Below are 16,856 nucleotides of genomic sequence, written 5' to 3'. Positions count from 1 at the left end.
GGTCAGGCCGCCGGCATCCGGCGCTCGACGATGCCCGCCCACCACGAACAACCCGCCGGGATCGCGTCGTCGGAGAAGTCGTACTCGGGATGGTGCACCGAAGCCGTGTCGCCGTTGCCGACGAGGATATAGGCACCGGGGCGTTCTTCGAGCATGTAGGCGAAATCCTCTCCCCCCATGACAAGCGGCGCCTCGGCGCAATCGCCCGAAACCTCGCGCGCCACTTGTATCGCGAAATCGGTCTCAGCCTCATGGTTGATCATCACCGGGTAGCCCTTGATGTAGTTGACCTTGGCCTCGGCGCCGTAGGCCCGCGCCGTGGTCTCGGCGATGGCGGTCAGCCGCTCCTGCCCCAGCTTACGCAGTTCCGGCGACATGGTGCGCACGGTGCCCTTCATCTGCACCCGCTGGGCGATCACGTTGAAGGCTTTGGACGAGGTCTCGAAGGAGGTGACGGAGACCACGATCTGCTCGGTCGGGTCGGCGTTGCGACTGGCGATCGACTGCAGGGCGAGAACGACATGCGACGCGACCAGCGTGGAATCCACCGTCTCATGCGGTTTGGCCGCGTGGCCGCCACGGCCTTCGACGGTGATCTCGAACTGGTCGGTCGAGGCGAAGAACGCGCCGGGCCGGATCGCGAACCGCCCCAACGGAATGCCGGGCCAGTTGTGCATGCCATAGACCTCCTGGATGCCGAAGCGCTCCATCAGCCCGTCTTCGCACATCTCGCGGCCACCGCCGCCTCCCTCCTCGGCGGGCTGGAAGATCACGACGACCGTGCCGTCGAAATTACGCGTCTCGGAAAGGTATTTTGCCGCCCCCAGCAGCATCGCGGTGTGGCCGTCATGGCCGCAGGCATGCATCGCGCCGGAGATCTTGGAGGCATAGGGCTTGCCGGTCTGTTCATGAATTGGCAGCGCATCCATATCTGCGCGCAGGCCGATCACCTTGCCCGAGGCGGTCTGTTTGCCACGGATCACCCCGACCACGCCGGTGCGGCCCAGCCCCTCGACCACATCGTCGCAACCGAAGGCGCGCAGCTTTTCGGCCACGACACCGGAGGTGCGGTGCGTCTCGTAGAGGATCTCGGGGTTCTCGTGCAGGTCGCGCCGCCACTCGGTGATCTCGGGGAGGAGTTCGGCGAAACGGTTCTTGATCGACATGGGGCGTCCTTCGGAGCGGAATCTCGGCAGCGATGCGAGACTGCGCCCATGCGTGGCCGGGCGCAAGACGGTGCCCGCCTGCCGCGCCGTCAGGGACGCCAGTGCTCCTCCACCCATGGCGTGGGACGGATGTAATGGCGCAGATAGCGCAACGGCTTGTCGTGCCGGTTTTTTGTGAACAGCCCGCGCAGATGCGCGCCCGCGCTTTCGGGTGCATAGGGCGGATAATGACCCTCGATCGCATGGGTCGGATGCAGCCCACCCGGAAAGATCACGATGCGGGCGTCATCGGGCAGCTTTGGCGCGGCAAGGTAGTTGAGCGGAAACGGCCTGCGGCAATGCATGCGGAAATGCCGGACCCATGCCTTGGGAAAGAGCTTCGCTCCGCCCGGCGCGTTGCGGGTCACGAAACGCTGCTCGAAGCGGAACTCGTCGGCGATGCCCTGCGGATCGGCGCGGAACCGCTCCTGCAGTGGTAGCAGCTTGCCTACCGGAAAACGGAACACCGAGGTCTGGCCCAGCTTTTCGAGCGGCGTGTTGGGGTTGCGCGACAGGATCACGTCATCCGCATCGCCATGGCTGAAGAAGTCGTCGAGCGATCCGGTGACGACCAGATCGAGATCCATGAACAGCACCGGCCCGGTCAGATCTCCCAACCTCGGCCCCCAGAGCCGCGACTTGGGCCAGATGCCCTTGGAGTTCTTCGGCATCTCCACGTCGATCGGCGGCAGGTCCTGACAATCCACCTCAGGGCGGATGCCGTCGCAGTTGTCGGTGAAACAGGTGAAGCTGAAGGGCGGCGTGATGTTGCGCGCCACCATGCCGTAGAGCCGGTTGATGAAGGACGCGCCGTATTTCGTGCCCCAGTTGATGCAGATCACCTGCTTGATCATCGCCCGTTCCTTTCGCATCCGCGGCCTGTCTAGCGCGTGGCGCGGCGGGCGACCAGCCGCCAGCGGGGCGGCCTAATGCAGCCGCTTTCGAATGCGTTGCAGCATCAGCCAGACCAGCGCCACCACCGGCAGCACCAGCGCCGCTGTCAGGGCCGTCTTGTCGATGCCCATCGGATAGGCCAGTGGCGCGAGCAGATACGTGGCAAGGCTGACCGCGTAATAGCTGATCGCCACGACGCTGAGCCCCTCGACCGTGTGCTGCAGCCGAAGCTGCGCGTCGGCGCGGCGATCCATTGACGACAGCAGTTCCTGATTCTGGGCCGACCGCTCCACATCGACCCGGGTGCGCAGCAGGTCGCCCGCCCGCGCCGCGCGCTCGGACATGGCGGCAAGCCGGCGGTCGGTCGATTCGACCGTCCGCATCGCCGGATCGAAGCGTCGCATCATGAATTCCTTGAAGGTCTGCCGTCCGCCGAACCGCGCCTCGCGCAACACGCCGATGCGCTGGTTCACCAGCGTCTCGTAGGCCCGCGTCGCGCCGGAGCGAAAGCCGGATTGAGCGCGCAGCTTCTCCAGTTCCGCCGACACCTCCAGAAGCACGGCGAGGGTCGCGGCCGGATCGCCCGGCCCGGCGGCCATTTCGGTGACGAGATCCGACAGGCGGGATTCAAGCGCGCCGATGCGCGGCCCCATGGCGCGGGCCTGCGCGAGGCCCAGCATCGCCATGGTCTTGTAGGTCTCAATCTCGCACAGGCGTTGCACCACCCGGCCGATCCGCCGCTCACCGGTGCCGGGACGGGCAAAGACGGCAAAGCGCATGTGCCCCGCCGCATCGATGCGAAAATCGCCCGCGACGATGAGCTGGTCGTCGAGCACCCGGCTCAGGGCCATGCTTTCGGCCACGAACCAAGATTCCGCGCGCCGCGCGATCTCGTCCTCGCCTGCTGCCAGCTCTACCCGGATCAGCGCCGAGGTCAGCCGCTGGCCCGGCGCGGCGGCGAGCCAGTCGGCCGGAAACCCGGCGAGCCCCTCGCGGAAGGGCGGCTCGGAGGGGCCGTCGCTCAGGATCATGTAGGTGGAAAACTCGGTGTGGCTCTCCCATTTCAGCCGGTGCCGCCCGATCTGGCCCGACCAATGCGTCGCGCCGGGTTGCGGATGCGCCGCGCCGAACCAATCGAGCAGCGCCAGTAGATGCGCGCGCTCGGCCTCGAGATCACGCGGCGCGCCCTCGGTCGGACCTATGGCCAAAAACGCCGCCTGCCCCGGCGCCACGAGGCTCGGGAAAGGCCGTGCATGCAGCTCGTTAGCCAGTTCCTGGCGCAGCGGGTGATCGGCAAGGGTCATGGCGGCTCCGGTGGTTGACGTCGCGGGAGGATGACCGGCGGCGCCCCCCCTGTAAACCGCTGAAAAGGTCGCAGTCACAGGGCTTTAGGGCATGCGTTCGCATACCGCGCCCAAGTTGTGCAGCAGGGGTGCTTTTCGCTCGCATCCCTGCGCCCCATATCGGTTGCCGACGCAGGAGCACGACATGCAGAACTTTTCCCTACTCGATCTCGCCCCGGTGACCGAGGACGAGACCCCGGCACAGGCACTTGCCCATGCTGCCGATCTTGCCCGCCATGCCGAAGCCTTGGGCTATCACCGCTACTGGCTGGCCGAGCATCACAATATGCCCGGCATCGCTTCGGCCGCCACCGCGGTGGTGATCGGACACGTGGCACAGGCCACCTCGACCATTCGCGTGGGCGCGGGCGGCATCATGCTGCCCAATCACGCGCCGCTGGTCGTGGCCGAACAGTTCGGCACGCTCGACGCGCTGCATCCCGGCCGGATCGATCTCGGGCTTGGGCGCGCGCCGGGCACCGACGGGGCGACGGCGCAGGCGCTCAGGCGCTACCACCAGTCGGCCGACGCCTTCCCGCAGGATGTGGTGGAGCTGATGGGCTATCTCGATGACGACGAAGGGCGCGGCCCGGTCCGAGCTGTGCCCGGCATGGGATCGCACCTGCCGGTCTGGATTCTGGGCTCCTCGACCTTCGGCGCGCAGCTTGCGGCCTATCTCGGCCTTCCCTATGCCTTCGCCTCGCATTTCGCGCCGCAGATGCTGGAGCCCGCCATCGAGGCCTATCGCGAGGGGTTCCGCCCTTCGGAGCGGCTGGACAAGCCCCATTTCATGATGGCGGCCGGGCTGCATGCCGCCGACACGGACGAAGAGGCGCGGTATCATCGTTCTTCGCAGATCCTGTCATTCGCACGTCTGCGCACCGGCACGCCGGGCCGCCTGTCCCGCCCAGTCGAGAATGTCGCCGATCACGTGCCCGCCTCCGCCATCGCGGGCGCCGAAGCCGCGCTGTCGGTTTCGGCCACCGGCAGCCCCGACACGGTGCGCCGCCAGTTGCGCGAGATGATCGACCGCTACCAGCCCGACGAGCTGATGCTCACCGGCATGATGTTTGAGCCCGGGGCCCGCAAGCGCAGCTTCGAGATCGGTGCGCAGATCCTGTCGGACATGAAAACGCCCACCATGACCTGAAGCCATGACGGGCGGTGACCTCGTGTGGGAATGCAGCCCCGGGGGTCGTCAGCCGGGCGGCGCGAGGCCGCCCGGTATCCTTCAGAGGATCACGACATCCAGCGGCGGGAAGCCGTTGAAGCAGACCGAGGAATAGGTCGAGGTGTAGGCCCCGGTGTTGCGGATCAGCACCCGGTCGCCGGATTTGAGGTTGAGCGGCAGGTTCATCGGCCGCTTTTCATAGAGCACATCGGCACTGTCGCAGGACGGACCGGCAAGGATACACGGGCCGGTGGCTTCGCCGTCATGCGGGGTCACGAACTGGTAGCGGATCGCCTCGCCCTCGGTTTCGGCCAGCCCCGAGAAGCGGCCGATCGAGAGATAGACCCAGCGGTGCATGTCGCGGTCCGACTTGCGCGAGGTGAGCATCACTTCACAGGCGATGACGCCGGCTTCGGCGACCATGCCGCGGCCCGGCTCGGCCATCACCCGCTCGGCACCCGGAAAACGGGCCTCGACCAGCTCCATCACGGCGGCGGCGTAATCGGTCGGGGCCTGGATCTCCTCGCCGTAGAAGGCCGGGAAACCGCCGCCGATGTTGAGAAGCTGCAGCCGGTGGCCCGCCTCCTGCGCGGCGGTCCAGATGCGCGACAGCTCGTCGAGCACCGGGACCCACATTTCGGCATGACGGGTCTGCGACCCGACATGGAACGAGAAGCCCAGCGGCTCGAGGCCCAGTTCGGTCGCGCGGTCGAGCAGCTTCAGAGCGGTGTCGCGGTCGCAGCCGAACTTGCGGGTCAGCGGCCAGTCAGCCGAGGAGGTCTCGACGATCAGGCGGACATAGACCTGCGCGCCTGGAGCATGCTCGGCGATCTTCTCCAGCTCTTCCTCGGCATCGACCGCGAACATGCGGATGCCCGCATTGTAGGCGAAGGCGATGTCGGAGACGCGCTTGATGGTGTTGCCGAAGGAGACATGCTCAGGGCGCGCGCCTTGGGACAGGCACAGCTCGATCTCACCGCGCGAGGCCGCATCGAAATGCGAGCCGAGCCGCACGAGGCGCTCGATGATCGCGGGATGCGGGTTGGCCTTCACGGCATAATGGATGTCGGCGCGACCGAGACCGGCCTTGAGCGCCTCGAACTGGGTTTCCACGCGGTCCACGTCGATGACCAGAGTCGGCCGGTCGAACTCGGCGGTGGCGGCATAGGCCTCCAGGCGGTTGGCGACGGCGAAAGAGGGGGCGCTGGCGCCCGCGTAATATGCAGTCATGTGCATCTCCGATAGACAGACGGGGGCCCCGTGAGGCCGGCGGTTCCAAGGGAGACGTTACCGTCGCTGCATAAACGCGTGCTGGTCTGTGCGTAGGCCTCCGGATCGGAGACTTGCGTCCAGGCGTGGCCAGAGGCGCGTGCGTTGGCGTCTTGAGGGGGCATTTGGGGCAAAGCCCGAGTCGGATCAAGGGGTAATCTTGCATAGCGCCCGATTTTTTCGCGATCGGTTTTGCATGCGCCTTCCCCTTGTTCTATAGGGCTTTGGCACTAGCCCAAGGACCCCCATGCCGCGTCTCGTTTTGTTCAACAAGCCGATGAACGTGCTGTCGCAGTTCACCGATGCCAAGAGCCCCTCGCCGCGTGCGACGCTGTCTCGGTTCATCGACCGCCCCGGCGTCTATCCCGCCGGGCGTCTCGACCGCGACAGCGAGGGGCTGTTGCTGCTCACCGATGACGGGCGGCTGCAGGCGCTGATCTCGGACCCGAAACACAAGATGGAAAAGACCTATCTCGTGCAGGTCGAGGGCGCACCAACCGAGGCCGATCTGAAACCGCTGCGCCGGGGGCTGCCGCTCAAGGACGGGCCGACGCTACCCGCCCGCGCGCGCCTGATCGAGACGCCGGAATTATGGGAACGCGACCCGCCGGTGCGTATGCGCAAGTCGATTCCCGACAGGTGGATCGAGATTGCGATCCGCGAAGGGCGCAACCGGCAGGTCCGCCGCATGACCGCCGCCGCCGGGTTCCCGACGCTGCGGCTGGTGCGATGGCGCATCGGCGACTGGGCGCTTGATGGGCTGGCGCCGGGGGAATGGCGCGAGATCGGAGCCTAGCTCACTTTGCGCGGCGCGCCGAACCGGCCCCTGGCCGCCAAGTGGCCAAGGTCACCATCACCGCCGCGCCGGTGATCGCGGCCACGCCCAGCATGCCCAGCCCGTCGGGCATCACGCCGAACAGCACCGCGTCGAACATCAACGCCCAGACCAGCCCGGTAAAGTCGAACGGTGCCAGTACGCCGACAGGCGCGCGCGCCACCGCCTCGGTCGCCGCGACATGCGCCAGCCCGCCGGTCAGCCCCGCACCGATCAGCCATCCCAGCATCTGTGCCGAAGGCATCTCCCAGCCAAAGGGCCATGTCGCCAGCCCGGCCAGCGCCGAGACGGCCGCGAACCAGAAGGCGATGGTCGAAGGCCGCTCGCTCGCGGTCATCGACTTGATATGCACCCGCACGAAAGCCATCGTCACCGCATAGCCCAAGCCCGCCGCGACCCCGATCAGCGCGCCCTGCCCCGGTGCCTCAAGCGCCGATCCCAGCATCGCCAGAACACCCCCAAAGCCCAGAGCAGCCGCGACCCAGACGCCCGGCCCGATCCTCTCGCCCAGCACAAGTGCCGCCAGAGGCAGCGTCAGGACCGGCGCGAGATAGCCCAACGCCTGCGCGTTGGCGACCGGCAGGTAGGCGAGCGAGACGAAGGACAGCGCCATCGACAGCGCCCCGAACAGGCTGCGCGTCAGGTGCAGGCCGGGGCGGCGCGTGGCGATGGCGGATGGAAACTCGCGGCAGAGCGCCATGTAGGCGCAGATCGGGATCAGGGCGACGGCGGAGCGCCAGAACACGATCTGCCCCAGCCCCACCTCGCGCGTCGCTACCGCCACCATTGCCGACATCGCGGTGGCGAGAAACGCGGCCAGCAGGCGCAGGCCGATGCCGTTCAGGGGGGAATGTTCAGCCATGACGCGATCATTCCCCGGATGGGGACCCGCTACAACGCGAAAGGCCCCGCACAGGGCGGGGCCTTTCTTCGATGTGACCTGGATCAGGCGATCTTGGTGAGCAGCTCGTCGAGCGACTTCTTGGCGTCGCCATAGAACATGCGGGTGTTGTCCTTGAAGAAGAGCGGGTTCTCGATGCCGGAATATCCGGTGCCCTGACCGCGCTTGGACACGAAGACCTGCTTGGCCTTCCAGACTTCGAGCACCGGCATCCCGGCGATGGGCGAGTTGGGGTCGTCCTGCGCCGCCGGGTTCACGATGTCGTTCGAGCCGATGACGATGGCGACGTCCGTCTGCGGGAAGTCGTCGTTGATCTCGTCCATCTCCATGACGATGTCGTAGGGCACGCGGGCCTCGGCCAGCAGCACGTTCATGTGGCCGGGCAGACGCCCCGCGACCGGGTGGATCGCGAAACGCACGGTCTTGCCCTGCGCACGCAGGCGGCGGGTCAGTTCCGAGACCGACTGCTGCGCCTGCGCCACCGCCATGCCATAGCCGGGGATGATTACCACGCTGTCGGCATCTTCGAGCGCTTGGGCCACGCCGTCGGAATCGATCGCGATCTGTTCGCCCTCGACCTCCATTGCCGGGCCCGACGTGCCGCCGAAGCCGCCCAGGATCACGGAGACGAACCGGCGGTTCATGGCCTTGCACATGATGTAGCTGAGGATCGCGCCCGAGGAACCGACCAGCGCGCCGGTGACGATCAACAGGTCGTTGCCCAGCGTGAAGCCGATCGCCGCCGCCGCCCAGCCCGAATAGGAGTTGAGCATCGACACCACCACCGGCATGTCGGCGCCGCCGATGCCCATGATCAGGTGCCAGCCGATGAAGCCCGCGATGAGCGTCACCAGCACCATGGTCCAGATGCCCGCGCCCGTGAGGTAGAGAAGCCCCAGGGCGAGGCACAGCGCCAGCGCCGCGGCGTTGAGCATGTGGCCGCCCGGCAGTTTCTTGGGCTTGCCGTCGACCTTGCCGGCGAGCTTGCCGAAAGCCACGACCGAACCGGTGAAGGTCACGGCACCGATGAAGATGCCCAAGAACACCTCGACCTTGAGGATGCCGATCTCGGTCGCATCCTTCAGCGCCAGCTTTTTGCCGAAGCCGGTGAGGTCGCCGAAGAAGCCGCCCCCCGCTTCCAGAAGCTCGTTCGGATCGAGCAGCGCCAGCGCCGCGCGATCGAGGCCGTTGATCACCAGAAGCGTGTTGATATCGTGCAGCATGATGTCGGCGTTGAGGCCGATGAAAACCGCGGCCAGACCGACGAAGCTGTGGAGTGCCGCGACCAGCTGCGGCATTTCCGTCATCTGCACCCGGCCCGCGACCATCCAGCCCGCAAAGCCGCCCGCCGCGATGGCGATCAGGATCAGAAAGAGGTTGTGGACGCCGGGGCCGAACACGGTGACGAAGACCGCCACCGCCATGCCCGCGATGCCGTACCAGACCGCGCGCTTGGCGCTTTCCTGGTTCGACAGCCCCCCGAGCGAGAGAATGAAGAGAATGGCCGCGACGATATAGGCGGCCGAAACGATGCCGATGCTCATGATCCGGCCCCCTTACGACTTGCGGAACATGGCGAGCATCCGGCGCGTGACCAGAAAACCGCCGACGATGTTGATCGAGGCGATCAGCACCGCGATGAACGACAAAAACACCACCAGCCAGTTGCCCGAGCCGATCTGAAGCAGCGCGCCGAGGATGACGATCCCCGAGATCGCGTTGGTCACAGCCATCAGCGGCGTGTGCAGCGAATGCGCCACGCCCCAGATCACCTGGAAGCCGACGAAGCAGGCCAGCGCGAAGACGATGAAGTGGCTCATGAAGCTTTCGGGCGCGACAGCACCGATCAGCAGCATGACAAGCGCCCCGCCCGCGAGCAGGCCGATCTGGTCCTTGGTCTGCTTCTTGAAGGCCGTAACCTCGTTGGCGCGCTTTTCCTCGACCGTCAACTCGCGCGGCTTGTCCTTCTTGGGGGCGGCTGCGATGGCAGCGGTCTTGGGCTTGGGCGGCGGGAAGGTGATCTCGCGTTCATGCGTCGCGGTCGCGCCGCGGATCACGTCGTCTTCCATGTTGTGGTTGACGACGCCGTCCTTGGCCGGGGTCAGGTCCGACAGCATGTGGCGAATGTTGGTGGCATAGAGCGTCGAAGCCTGCGCCGCCATGCGGCTGGGGAAGTCGGTGTAGCCGACGATGGTCACGCCATTGTCGGTGACGAACTTCTCCTCGGGCACGGTGAGCTCGCAGTTGCCGCCGCGCTCGGCGGCGAGGTCCACGATCACCGAGCCGGGCTTCATCGCCTCGACCATGTCAGCCGTCCACAAGACCGGCGCGTCGCGGCCCGGGATCAGCGCGGTCGAGATGACGATGTCGACATTCGGGGCGAGCTCGCGGAACTTGGCAAGCTGCTTTTCACGGAATTCGGGGCTGGAGGGGGCGGCGTAGCCCCCCGTCGCGGAGCTGTCCTGCGTGTCCTCGAAATCAAGATAGACGAACTCGGCGCCCATGCTCTCGATCTGTTCGGCCACTTCGGGGCGCACGTCGAAAGCCAGCGTCACCGCGCCCAGCGAGGTCGCGGTGCCGATCGCGGCGAGGCCGGCGACGCCCGCGCCGATCACCAGCACGCGGGCGGGCGGTACCTTGCCGGCGGCGGTTACCTGGCCGGTGAAGAAGCGGCCAAAGTTGGAGCCCGCCTCGATCACCGCGCGGTAGCCTGCGATATTGGCCATCGATGACAGCGCGTCCATCTTCTGCGCGCGGGAGATGCGCGGCACCATGTCCATCGCGACGACGGTGGCGCCCGCATCCTTGGCACGGCCCAAACTTTCGGCGTTCTGGCCCGGATAGAAGAACGAGATCAGCGTCTGCCCCTCGCGCAGTCTTGCCATTTCCTCGTCGAGCGGCGGCCGCACCTTGGTGACGATCTCGGCCTCGCGCCACAGCGCCTCGGCATCCGCGACGACGGTGACCCCCGCCGCCTCATAGGCCGCGTCGGTAAAGCCCGCGGCCACGCCGGCCCCGGCCTCGATCAGGCACTCATGCCCCAGTTTCTGCAGATCTTTCGCCGAAGCCGGGGTCATCGCGACCCGTGCCTCGCCGTCATGGATTTCCCTCGGTGCCCCGATCCTCACGCCCGTCCCCTCCGGTCATTCTGCGGTTGCGAGAGGAGTAGCGGGGGAAAGAATGTTGCACAAGGGCAGCGGCAGACTTTGCTGCCGCCGCGTCATGCCTCGGCTACAGCCAACGGCGAGTGCGCGTGGCCCAGCTTTCGAAGTCCGCACCGAAAGTCCTGCGCAGCATCGCTTCCTCAGGCTCGATGAAACGGCTTTGCAGGATCGCGGCCAGCACCGGCACCAGCACGAGCGCCAAGGGCGCGTCGAAGATCATCGCACCGCCTGCCAGCAGCAACAGGTCGCCGAGATAGATCGGGTTGCGCGAGATGCGGAACGGCCCGGTCGTGACCAGCGCCGCCGCGTCGCGGCGCGGCATGAGTTGCGTACGGTGGCGCAGCATCGTGACGCTCGCCCAGAGCATCAAACCGAGCCCCGTCGCGATGACGACCGCGCCCAGCGCCACGTGATACGGCCCGAAGCCGAGCCAGCCCGGCTCCACCCGCGACAGGCCCCACGCGGCGAGCACTCCGTAAGCGGTCCAAGCGGGGGGAAAATCGATCCAGTACATGCCGCCTCTTCTGCCCTGCCGTCGGGGCGCTGTCACGCGCTGTTGCACCAGTGCAGCCGTGCTGCCACAACTTCTCGGGCCGACAAGAGGAGGAGCGCCGAGATGAACGACTTCCAAGCCACCAAGGCGCTGTTCGACCTGCCTCCGGACGTCACCTATCTCGACGGCAACTCGCTTGGCCCCCTGCCCGCCGCCGCGCCTGCGCGCATGGCGCGCGCGATGACCGGCGAATGGGGCGAGATGCTGATCACCGGCTGGAACAAGGCGGGATGGATGGACCAGCCAGCCAAGCTCGGTAACCGGATCGGCCGGTTGATCGGCGCGCCCGAGGGCAGCACCGTGCTCGGCGACACGCTGTCGATCAAGGTGCATCAGGCGCTTGCCGCCTCGCTTGCGCTGCGCCCCGACCGCCGCGTGATCCTCACCGACAGCGGCAACTTCCCGTCGGACCTCTACATGGCCCAAGGACTGATCGAGCAGCTCGGGCGCGGTCATGAGCTGCGCGTCGTGGCCCCCGAAGAAGCCGAGGCCGCGATCGACGAGGATGTCGCAGTGATGATGATCACCGAGGTCGACTACCGCACCGGACGGCGTCACGACATGCCCGCGCTCATCGCCCGAGCGCACGAGGCAGGCGCGCTGGCGATCTGGGATCTCGCCCATTCGGCGGGGGCGGTCGATGTCGACGTGGCCGCGGCCGACACTGATTTCGCAGTGGGCTGCACCTACAAGTTCCTCAATGGCGGTCCCGGCGCGCCCGCCTTCATCCATGTCGCCCCACGCCTGATCGATCAGGTGCAACCGGCGCTCTCGGGCTGGCTCGGCCATGCCGATCCCTTCGCCTTCGAGCCGGGCTACCGTCCCGGCGCGGCGATCGCGCGGATGCGCGTCGGCACGCCCCCCGTGCTGGCCATGGCGGCGCTGGAGGCGGCGCTCGACATCTGGGACGGGGTCGAGATGGCCGATCTGCGCTCCGCCTCGCTGGCGCTCTCGGACCGTTTCATCGCGGGCGTCGAGGCCGCCTGCCCCGACCTCGCCCTCGCCACCCCGCGCGATCATGCCGCGCGCGGCAGCCAGGTCTCGTTTCGCCACCCACAGGGCTATGCGGTAATGCAGGCTCTGATCGCCCAAGACGTGATCGGCGATTTCCGCGCGCCCGACATCCTGCGTTTCGGCATCACGCCGCTTTATATCGACGAGAACGACATCGACCGGGCGGTCGAGGTGCTGGCCGCGATCCTGCGCAACGGGTCCTGGGACCGCCCCGAATTCCACGCCCGCGCCGCCGTGACCTGAGGTCATCCCTCCGCGAAGGCGCATACTCCCCCGGCGGAGAGTTCGGCATCGCAGCGGCGATGGATCAGGGCATCGCGACCGGCAGGCCGCTGGGCAGCTCCTTTGGTACGCCCAGCCGACCCTCGGTGGCCACCGGATCGGTCAGCGCGCCCAGAAATACCACCAGCGCGTCGATCTCGCCTGCATCAAGCGTCACCGCAGGGCGCGTCACCGCTGCCGCGATCGCCTCGCGTTCCGCCTTGTCGTCAAGGATGCGCCAATCCGTCACCTCCATGCGCGGCAGCACCGCCTGCGCCCGGTCATAGCGGCCCAGCGCGGTCACCGGATCGGCATGATCGGCCACGAAACCGCGCAGCGTCGCGTGGCTCCCGGCATGGCCGTAAGGAGCCGTCAGGGCCACGTTGCGCAAGCTCGGCGTGCGAAACGCATAGAGATCCCCGGCACGGCCCGTTACCCGGAACCGCCCCTCGTCGCGCGCATGGGTCTCGAACCGTGCGCCCTTGCCCGGGCCGACCTGCGGCGCGCCCATCGCGTGAAAGCCGTGATCGGTCTGGAACGGACCCGCATGACACTCGGCGCAGCCTGCCGGGCCGTAGAACAGCGCGAGCCCCGCCTCGGCCTCGGGCGGCAGCGGCACCCCCTCGCGCAGCCGTGCGTCGAAGGGGCTGGTGTCGGAGCGGAACTCGAAGGTGATGAAGGCGGCAATGGCGTCGGAGATGTCCGTGAAGCCGATCTCGTCGGGCGCAAGGCCGTAGACCGCGTCGAAGCGCCTGGCATAATCCGGATGTGCCGCCACGCGCCGCGCGATCAGATCCCACGCCCCGCCCTTCCCGGTGAGCCGTCCCTGCCGCACCGCCTGCGCCACCTCGTTCTCGCTGTAATGCCCGGCCATCTCGTCGGGGCTCAGCACTGGAAACATAGTCTGCGCCGACAGCATCGAGGCGAATCCCTCGACCATGTCCGCATCGAGCGGCGTGCGCATGCCGCCCGGGGCCGAAGGGTCCAGTTCGACCCGGCCATCGTGAAACATCGAGACGTAGTCCCGCGCACCGACATTCCACAGCGCCTGACTGTTGCGCGGCACCCGCTGCTCTGGCGGGTTTTCGAGGTCGATCGCGCGGGCGGGCCCGATGCCGTGCCCGCCGTCGCCCAAGGGCAGCGACAGCCCGTCCGAGGTGCCGAAGGCCGGGTGATGACAGGTGGCGCAGGACACCTCGCGGTTGCCTGACAGGATCGGGTCGTAGAAGAGCAACCGCCCCAGCGCCGCCTCATCCTGGTTCACTGCGGGCCATGCGGCGTCGTCGAGCGGCGCGGGCAGCTCCTGCGCGAGGGCCGCGCCGGTCCAGAACAAGGCCGTCAGCGCAGCAAGACGCGTTGTCATCTGTCTCATGAAGTCTCCCTCTCCCGCGGGCGAAGTTGCCGCAGCGCCGCAGGCCGCGCAATGGCGTCCCCACGTTTCAGGCGGCGCAGAGGCATCACAAAGCGCGGACGCGGCGCAATGACGCAGACAGCATTTGACGCAGGCAGGAACGCGCACTAGAACAAAGTAAGAACATTGATTTGTAGAGAGAACCCGTGACGTGGTCGCCCCCCGCTTCATGCCCTGCCGTTCCTGCCACATCTGTGGAAACACTGTCGCGCCGCCCCGCAACGCTGCGCCAGCCCACCCTGTCGGAGATATTTCCAGAGACGGCGGTCGATGCCGCAGCTCCCGCCTTCGCGCTGGCGCATCTCGAGGCCGCCAAGGGGCCGGTGTTGTGGATACAGGATCGGCTGTCGCTGCGCGAGGCGGGGCGGCTCTTTCCGCCCGGTCTCGGGACCTGCGAGGTCCTGCATCTTCAGGTCTCGCGCGCCATCGACGTGCTCTGGGCCATGGAACAGGGCTTGGGGTGTCCGGGCCTTGGCGGGGTGATCGGCGAGGTTTGGGGCACGGCACCGGCGGTCGATTTCACCGCGACCAAGCGTCTGGCGCTACGCTCGGAGGCGCATGCTGTGCCCGCATGGCTCATTCGTCGCGGCGCATTGCCCGAGCTGAGCGCCGCGCGCGAAAGATGGCGTCTGGGGGCGCTGCCTGCGCGCCCCATGCCGGACGACACCCGCGCGCCGGGTGCCCCGCTATGGAGCGCCGAGCTGTTTCGCGCGCGCTGGCGCGCGCCGGGGCGTTGGGTGGCCGGCCATGACCCGCAGGGCAAGGATCTGGTCTTCGGCCACGCCGTCGGCATGGAAGCGGCAGAGGCAGCGCGCGCCATGGCCTGAGCCGGGTACCCGGTCGCCAGCGCCGCATCATGCGTCTTCGAGGATCGGTGAGACCAAGCGCATGGATATGGCCCTAGGGGTCCCTTGGGGGGAACGGCCGGAGGCACCGCCATGCCCCCAAGGGGGCCTCGGCCCTTTCGCCCCGGGCGGACGACGATGAGCGGCGGGGACAAGCTGCCCGTCCTCGCCTTTCCCGCGCCTTCGGCATCCCTGCCCCGGCCCCGCGCCGCCGACCCGCGCCAGCTCGCACAGGCGACCGAGGCCTTGCGGCAGGCCGTGCAGGGCGGCCCGGCAGCCGGGCGGATCGACACGGCACCGCCCGCGCCCGACAAGTCCGCGAGCGACCAACCGGTGCACGAGGAGAGCTTCACCCCCGTCGGCATCCCGAGCCGGCGGGCCGGGTCTCGTGCGCCGCACGAGCAGGTACGCGGTGCGGCGGTGACGGCGTTGCCCGGCGGTGGCATCGACGCGACGGGCGACGCGGCAGTGGCCCGGCGCATCCTGTCGCTGCACCTGCCGCGCTTTGCCATCGAACGCTGGCAGGCACAGGCCGCGCGTCGCGGCAAGGTCCTGCCCAAGGGCACGCCCTTGGCGCTGGCGCTCGAAGGACCGCATGGCCCGGTGATCCACGCGGTGAATGACGTCGCCCAGGCACTGGGCCTCGCCCCCGGCGCTCGGGTCGTCGACATGCGCGCGATCTGCCCCCAACTGCAAACCCGTTTCGCCGATCCGCGCGCCGATGCGGCGGCGCTCGCCCGGCTGATGCTCTGGGCGCGGCGCTGGTGTCCGTGGACGGCGGTGGACGGGGCGGACGCGCTGGTCATGGATGTCACCGGCTCGGACCACCTCTGGGGCGGCGATGCGGCGATGCGGGCGGAGATCGAAGCCCGGCTCGCAGGCCTTGGCCTCACCACCCGCATGGCCATCGCGCCGACGCGCGGCGCGGCTTGGGCTCTGGCGCGCTTCGCGCCCGCGATCTGCGGCCCCGAGGAGTTGACGGCGCACACCGATCCCCTGCCCGCCGCGGCCCTGCGGCTCGGCGCGGCGACGGTGCAGACGCTCGACAGGCTGGGCCTCTCGACCATCGGCGCGCTGCGCGCCGTGCCGCGCCTTTCGCTCGCGCGGCGGTTTCGCGCGGGGTTGCCCGAGACCGATCCTCTCTTGCGGCTCGATCAACTTTCGGGCCGCACACCCGAACCGATCGACAGCCCCGACGATCCGCCGCGCTTTGCCGTGCAGGCCCGCCTGCCCGAACCCGTGATCGACCCGGTGCCGCATCTGCCGGCCTTGGCCGAGGAGCTTTGTGCCGGGCTGGTAGCGGCGGGCTTCGGCGCGCGCCGCCTCGCGCTGGCGCTCTACCGCATCGATGGAGAGGTGGCGCAGGCGCAGGCCGCGACATCGCAGCCGACCCGCGATCCCGCGCACATGGTGCGGCTCTTCGAGGGGCGCCTCGACGGGCTCGATCCGGGCTTCGGTTTCGACCTGATCACACTGGCTGCCTTGGTGGCCGAGGCCCTGCCCACCCGGCAGCGCCGCCTCGATGGCGCCGCCGACGACGCCGACGATCTCGCGCGGCTGATCGACCGGCTCTCGGCCCGTTTCGGGGTGCGCGCCCTGACCCGCCCCCTGCCCGCGCCGAGCCATATCCCCGAGCGTCAGGTGCTCTGGCTTCCGGCGCTGCATGTGACGCCGCACCGCTTCGTGCCGCGTCCCGATCGCCCCCTGCGGCTGTTCGAGCCGCCAGAGGAGGTGCGCGTGCTCTATGCCGTGCCCGAAGGCCCGCCCGCGCAATTCGTCTGGCGCCGCCAGCGGTTGCGCGTCGCGCGCTTTGCCGGACCCGAGCGGATCGCGCCCGAATGGTGGCGCGACAGGCCCGGCACGCGGCTACGCGACTACTTCCGCATCGAGGATCACACCGGGCGGCGGTTCTGGCTCTACCGCGAAGGGCTCTTGGGCGACGGGCGCGGGGCCGAGCCGCGCTGGTTCGTCCACGGCGCCTTTGCGTGAC

14 protein-coding genes are annotated in these 16,856 nt (G+C 68.2%); 5 read left to right on the top strand and 9 right to left on the bottom strand.

The features are described 5' to 3' along the window. Positions 1 to 2: 2 nt before the first annotated feature. The 3 genes from ACJASC_RS06540 to ACJASC_RS06530 all read right to left on the bottom strand — a co-directional run bounded on the left by ACJASC_RS06540 (position 3) and on the right by ACJASC_RS06530 (position 3,403). The gene (locus ACJASC_RS06540) at positions 3 to 1,166 is read right to left on the bottom strand and encodes a M20 aminoacylase family protein (protein WP_415144564.1); all 1,164 of its coding nucleotides are present in this window, start codon (positions 1,164 to 1,166) and stop codon (positions 3 to 5) included. Positions 1,167 to 1,255: 89 nt separating this feature from the next. Continuing rightward, entirely contained in the window at positions 1,256 to 2,059 is an 804-nt protein-coding gene (locus ACJASC_RS06535) for a glycosyl transferase (RefSeq protein ID WP_415144562.1), read from the bottom strand. 72 nt (positions 2,060 to 2,131) lie between these two features. Continuing rightward, on the bottom strand, positions 2,132 to 3,403 hold the full coding sequence (locus ACJASC_RS06530; protein WP_415144560.1) for a DUF3422 family protein: 1,272 nt from the start codon (positions 3,401 to 3,403) through the stop codon (positions 2,132 to 2,134). Positions 3,404 to 3,587: 184 nt separating this feature from the next. On the opposite strand from ACJASC_RS06530, the gene ACJASC_RS06525 reads away from it, so the two are divergent. Continuing rightward, entirely contained in the window at positions 3,588 to 4,592 is a 1,005-nt protein-coding gene (locus tag ACJASC_RS06525) for an LLM class flavin-dependent oxidoreductase (protein ID WP_021693243.1), read from the top strand. A gap of 81 nt (positions 4,593 to 4,673) precedes the next feature. Here ACJASC_RS06525 and ACJASC_RS06520 read toward each other — a convergent pair whose 3' ends face one another. After that, entirely contained in the window at positions 4,674 to 5,843 is a 1,170-nt protein-coding gene (locus ACJASC_RS06520; protein ID WP_415144558.1) for a type III PLP-dependent enzyme, read from the bottom strand. Positions 5,844 to 6,129: 286 nt separating this feature from the next. Here ACJASC_RS06520 and ACJASC_RS06515 point away from each other — a divergent pair, with 286 nt between their 5' ends. After that, the gene (locus ACJASC_RS06515; RefSeq protein ID WP_415144556.1) at positions 6,130 to 6,678 is read left to right on the top strand and encodes a pseudouridine synthase; all 549 of its coding nucleotides are present in this window, start codon (positions 6,130 to 6,132) and stop codon (positions 6,676 to 6,678) included. A gap of 1 nt (position 6,679) precedes the next feature. On the opposite strand, the gene ACJASC_RS06510 is transcribed toward ACJASC_RS06515, so the two are convergent. The 4 genes from ACJASC_RS06510 to ACJASC_RS06495 all read right to left on the bottom strand — a co-directional run bounded on the left by ACJASC_RS06510 (position 6,680) and on the right by ACJASC_RS06495 (position 11,296). After that, positions 6,680 to 7,579 carry a DMT family transporter gene (locus tag ACJASC_RS06510; RefSeq protein WP_415144554.1) on the bottom strand — a complete coding sequence of 300 codons (900 nt, stop codon included), beginning with the start codon at positions 7,577 to 7,579 and terminating at the stop codon, positions 6,680 to 6,682. Positions 7,580 to 7,662: 83 nt separating this feature from the next. Then, positions 7,663 to 9,162, bottom strand: coding sequence for an NAD(P)(+) transhydrogenase (Re/Si-specific) subunit beta (locus ACJASC_RS06505; RefSeq protein ID WP_415144552.1), 1,500 nt, complete (start codon positions 9,160 to 9,162; stop codon positions 7,663 to 7,665). Positions 9,163 to 9,174: 12 nt separating this feature from the next. Then, positions 9,175 to 10,746, bottom strand: a complete 1,572-nt coding sequence (locus ACJASC_RS06500) for a Re/Si-specific NAD(P)(+) transhydrogenase subunit alpha (protein ID WP_415144550.1) — start codon at positions 10,744 to 10,746, stop codon at positions 9,175 to 9,177. 103 nt (positions 10,747 to 10,849) lie between these two features. Continuing rightward, positions 10,850 to 11,296 carry a methyltransferase family protein gene (locus tag ACJASC_RS06495; protein WP_415144548.1) on the bottom strand — a complete coding sequence of 149 codons (447 nt, stop codon included), beginning with the start codon at positions 11,294 to 11,296 and terminating at the stop codon, positions 10,850 to 10,852. A 102-nt stretch (positions 11,297 to 11,398) separates the two neighbouring features. Here ACJASC_RS06495 and kynU point away from each other — a divergent pair, with 102 nt between their 5' ends. Then, positions 11,399 to 12,592, top strand: coding sequence for a kynureninase (gene kynU / locus ACJASC_RS06490; RefSeq protein ID WP_415144546.1), 1,194 nt, complete (start codon positions 11,399 to 11,401; stop codon positions 12,590 to 12,592). Positions 12,593 to 12,656: 64 nt separating this feature from the next. Here the strand turns inward: kynU and ACJASC_RS06485 are convergent, their stop codons facing one another. Beyond that, complete coding sequence (locus ACJASC_RS06485) at positions 12,657 to 13,982, bottom strand: cytochrome-c peroxidase (RefSeq protein WP_415144544.1); 1,326 nt, start codon at positions 13,980 to 13,982, stop codon at positions 12,657 to 12,659. A 233-nt stretch (positions 13,983 to 14,215) separates the two neighbouring features. Here ACJASC_RS06485 and ACJASC_RS06480 point away from each other — a divergent pair, with 233 nt between their 5' ends. Together ACJASC_RS06480 and ACJASC_RS06475 are read left to right on the top strand one after the other, a co-directional pair. Further along, entirely contained in the window at positions 14,216 to 14,848 is a 633-nt protein-coding gene (locus ACJASC_RS06480; protein WP_415144542.1) for a hypothetical protein, read from the top strand. Positions 14,849 to 15,004: 156 nt separating this feature from the next. Beyond that, positions 15,005 to 16,855 carry a Y-family DNA polymerase gene (locus tag ACJASC_RS06475; RefSeq protein ID WP_415144540.1) on the top strand — a complete coding sequence of 617 codons (1,851 nt, stop codon included), beginning with the start codon at positions 15,005 to 15,007 and terminating at the stop codon, positions 16,853 to 16,855. Position 16,856: the final 1 nt, after the last annotated feature.

Origin of the sequence: Limimaricola cinnabarinus (genome assembly GCF_047631075.1) — a bacterium.
GTDB lineage: Bacteria > Pseudomonadota > Alphaproteobacteria > Rhodobacterales > Rhodobacteraceae > Limimaricola > Limimaricola cinnabarinus.
Note: the sequence above shows the minus strand (reverse complement) of the source record. Positions and strands in the feature narration are given on the sequence as shown.

Bases quoted from the DNA above. Each gene is read 5' to 3' on its own strand.
- ACJASC_RS06540 (WP_415144564.1), bottom strand. From the start codon at position 1,166: ATGTCGATCAAGAACCGTTTCGCCGAACTCCTCCCCGAGATCACCGAG.
- ACJASC_RS06535 (WP_415144562.1), bottom strand. From the start codon at position 2,059: ATGATCAAGCAGGTGATCTGCATCAACTGGGGCACGAAATACGGCGCG.
- ACJASC_RS06530 (WP_415144560.1), bottom strand. From the start codon at position 3,403: ATGACCCTTGCCGATCACCCGCTGCGCCAGGAACTGGCTAACGAGCTG.
- ACJASC_RS06525 (WP_021693243.1), top strand. From the start codon at position 3,588: ATGCAGAACTTTTCCCTACTCGATCTCGCCCCGGTGACCGAGGACGAG.
- ACJASC_RS06520 (WP_415144558.1), bottom strand. From the start codon at position 5,843: ATGACTGCATATTACGCGGGCGCCAGCGCCCCCTCTTTCGCCGTCGCC.
- ACJASC_RS06515 (WP_415144556.1), top strand. From the start codon at position 6,130: ATGCCGCGTCTCGTTTTGTTCAACAAGCCGATGAACGTGCTGTCGCAG.
- ACJASC_RS06510 (WP_415144554.1), bottom strand. From the start codon at position 7,579: ATGGCTGAACATTCCCCCCTGAACGGCATCGGCCTGCGCCTGCTGGCC.
- ACJASC_RS06505 (WP_415144552.1), bottom strand. From the start codon at position 9,162: ATGAGCATCGGCATCGTTTCGGCCGCCTATATCGTCGCGGCCATTCTC.
- ACJASC_RS06495 (WP_415144548.1), bottom strand. From the start codon at position 11,296: ATGTACTGGATCGATTTTCCCCCCGCTTGGACCGCTTACGGAGTGCTC.
- kynU (WP_415144546.1), top strand. From the start codon at position 11,399: ATGAACGACTTCCAAGCCACCAAGGCGCTGTTCGACCTGCCTCCGGAC.
- ACJASC_RS06485 (WP_415144544.1), bottom strand. From the start codon at position 13,982: ATGAGACAGATGACAACGCGTCTTGCTGCGCTGACGGCCTTGTTCTGG.
- ACJASC_RS06475 (WP_415144540.1), top strand. From the start codon at position 15,005: ATGAGCGGCGGGGACAAGCTGCCCGTCCTCGCCTTTCCCGCGCCTTCG.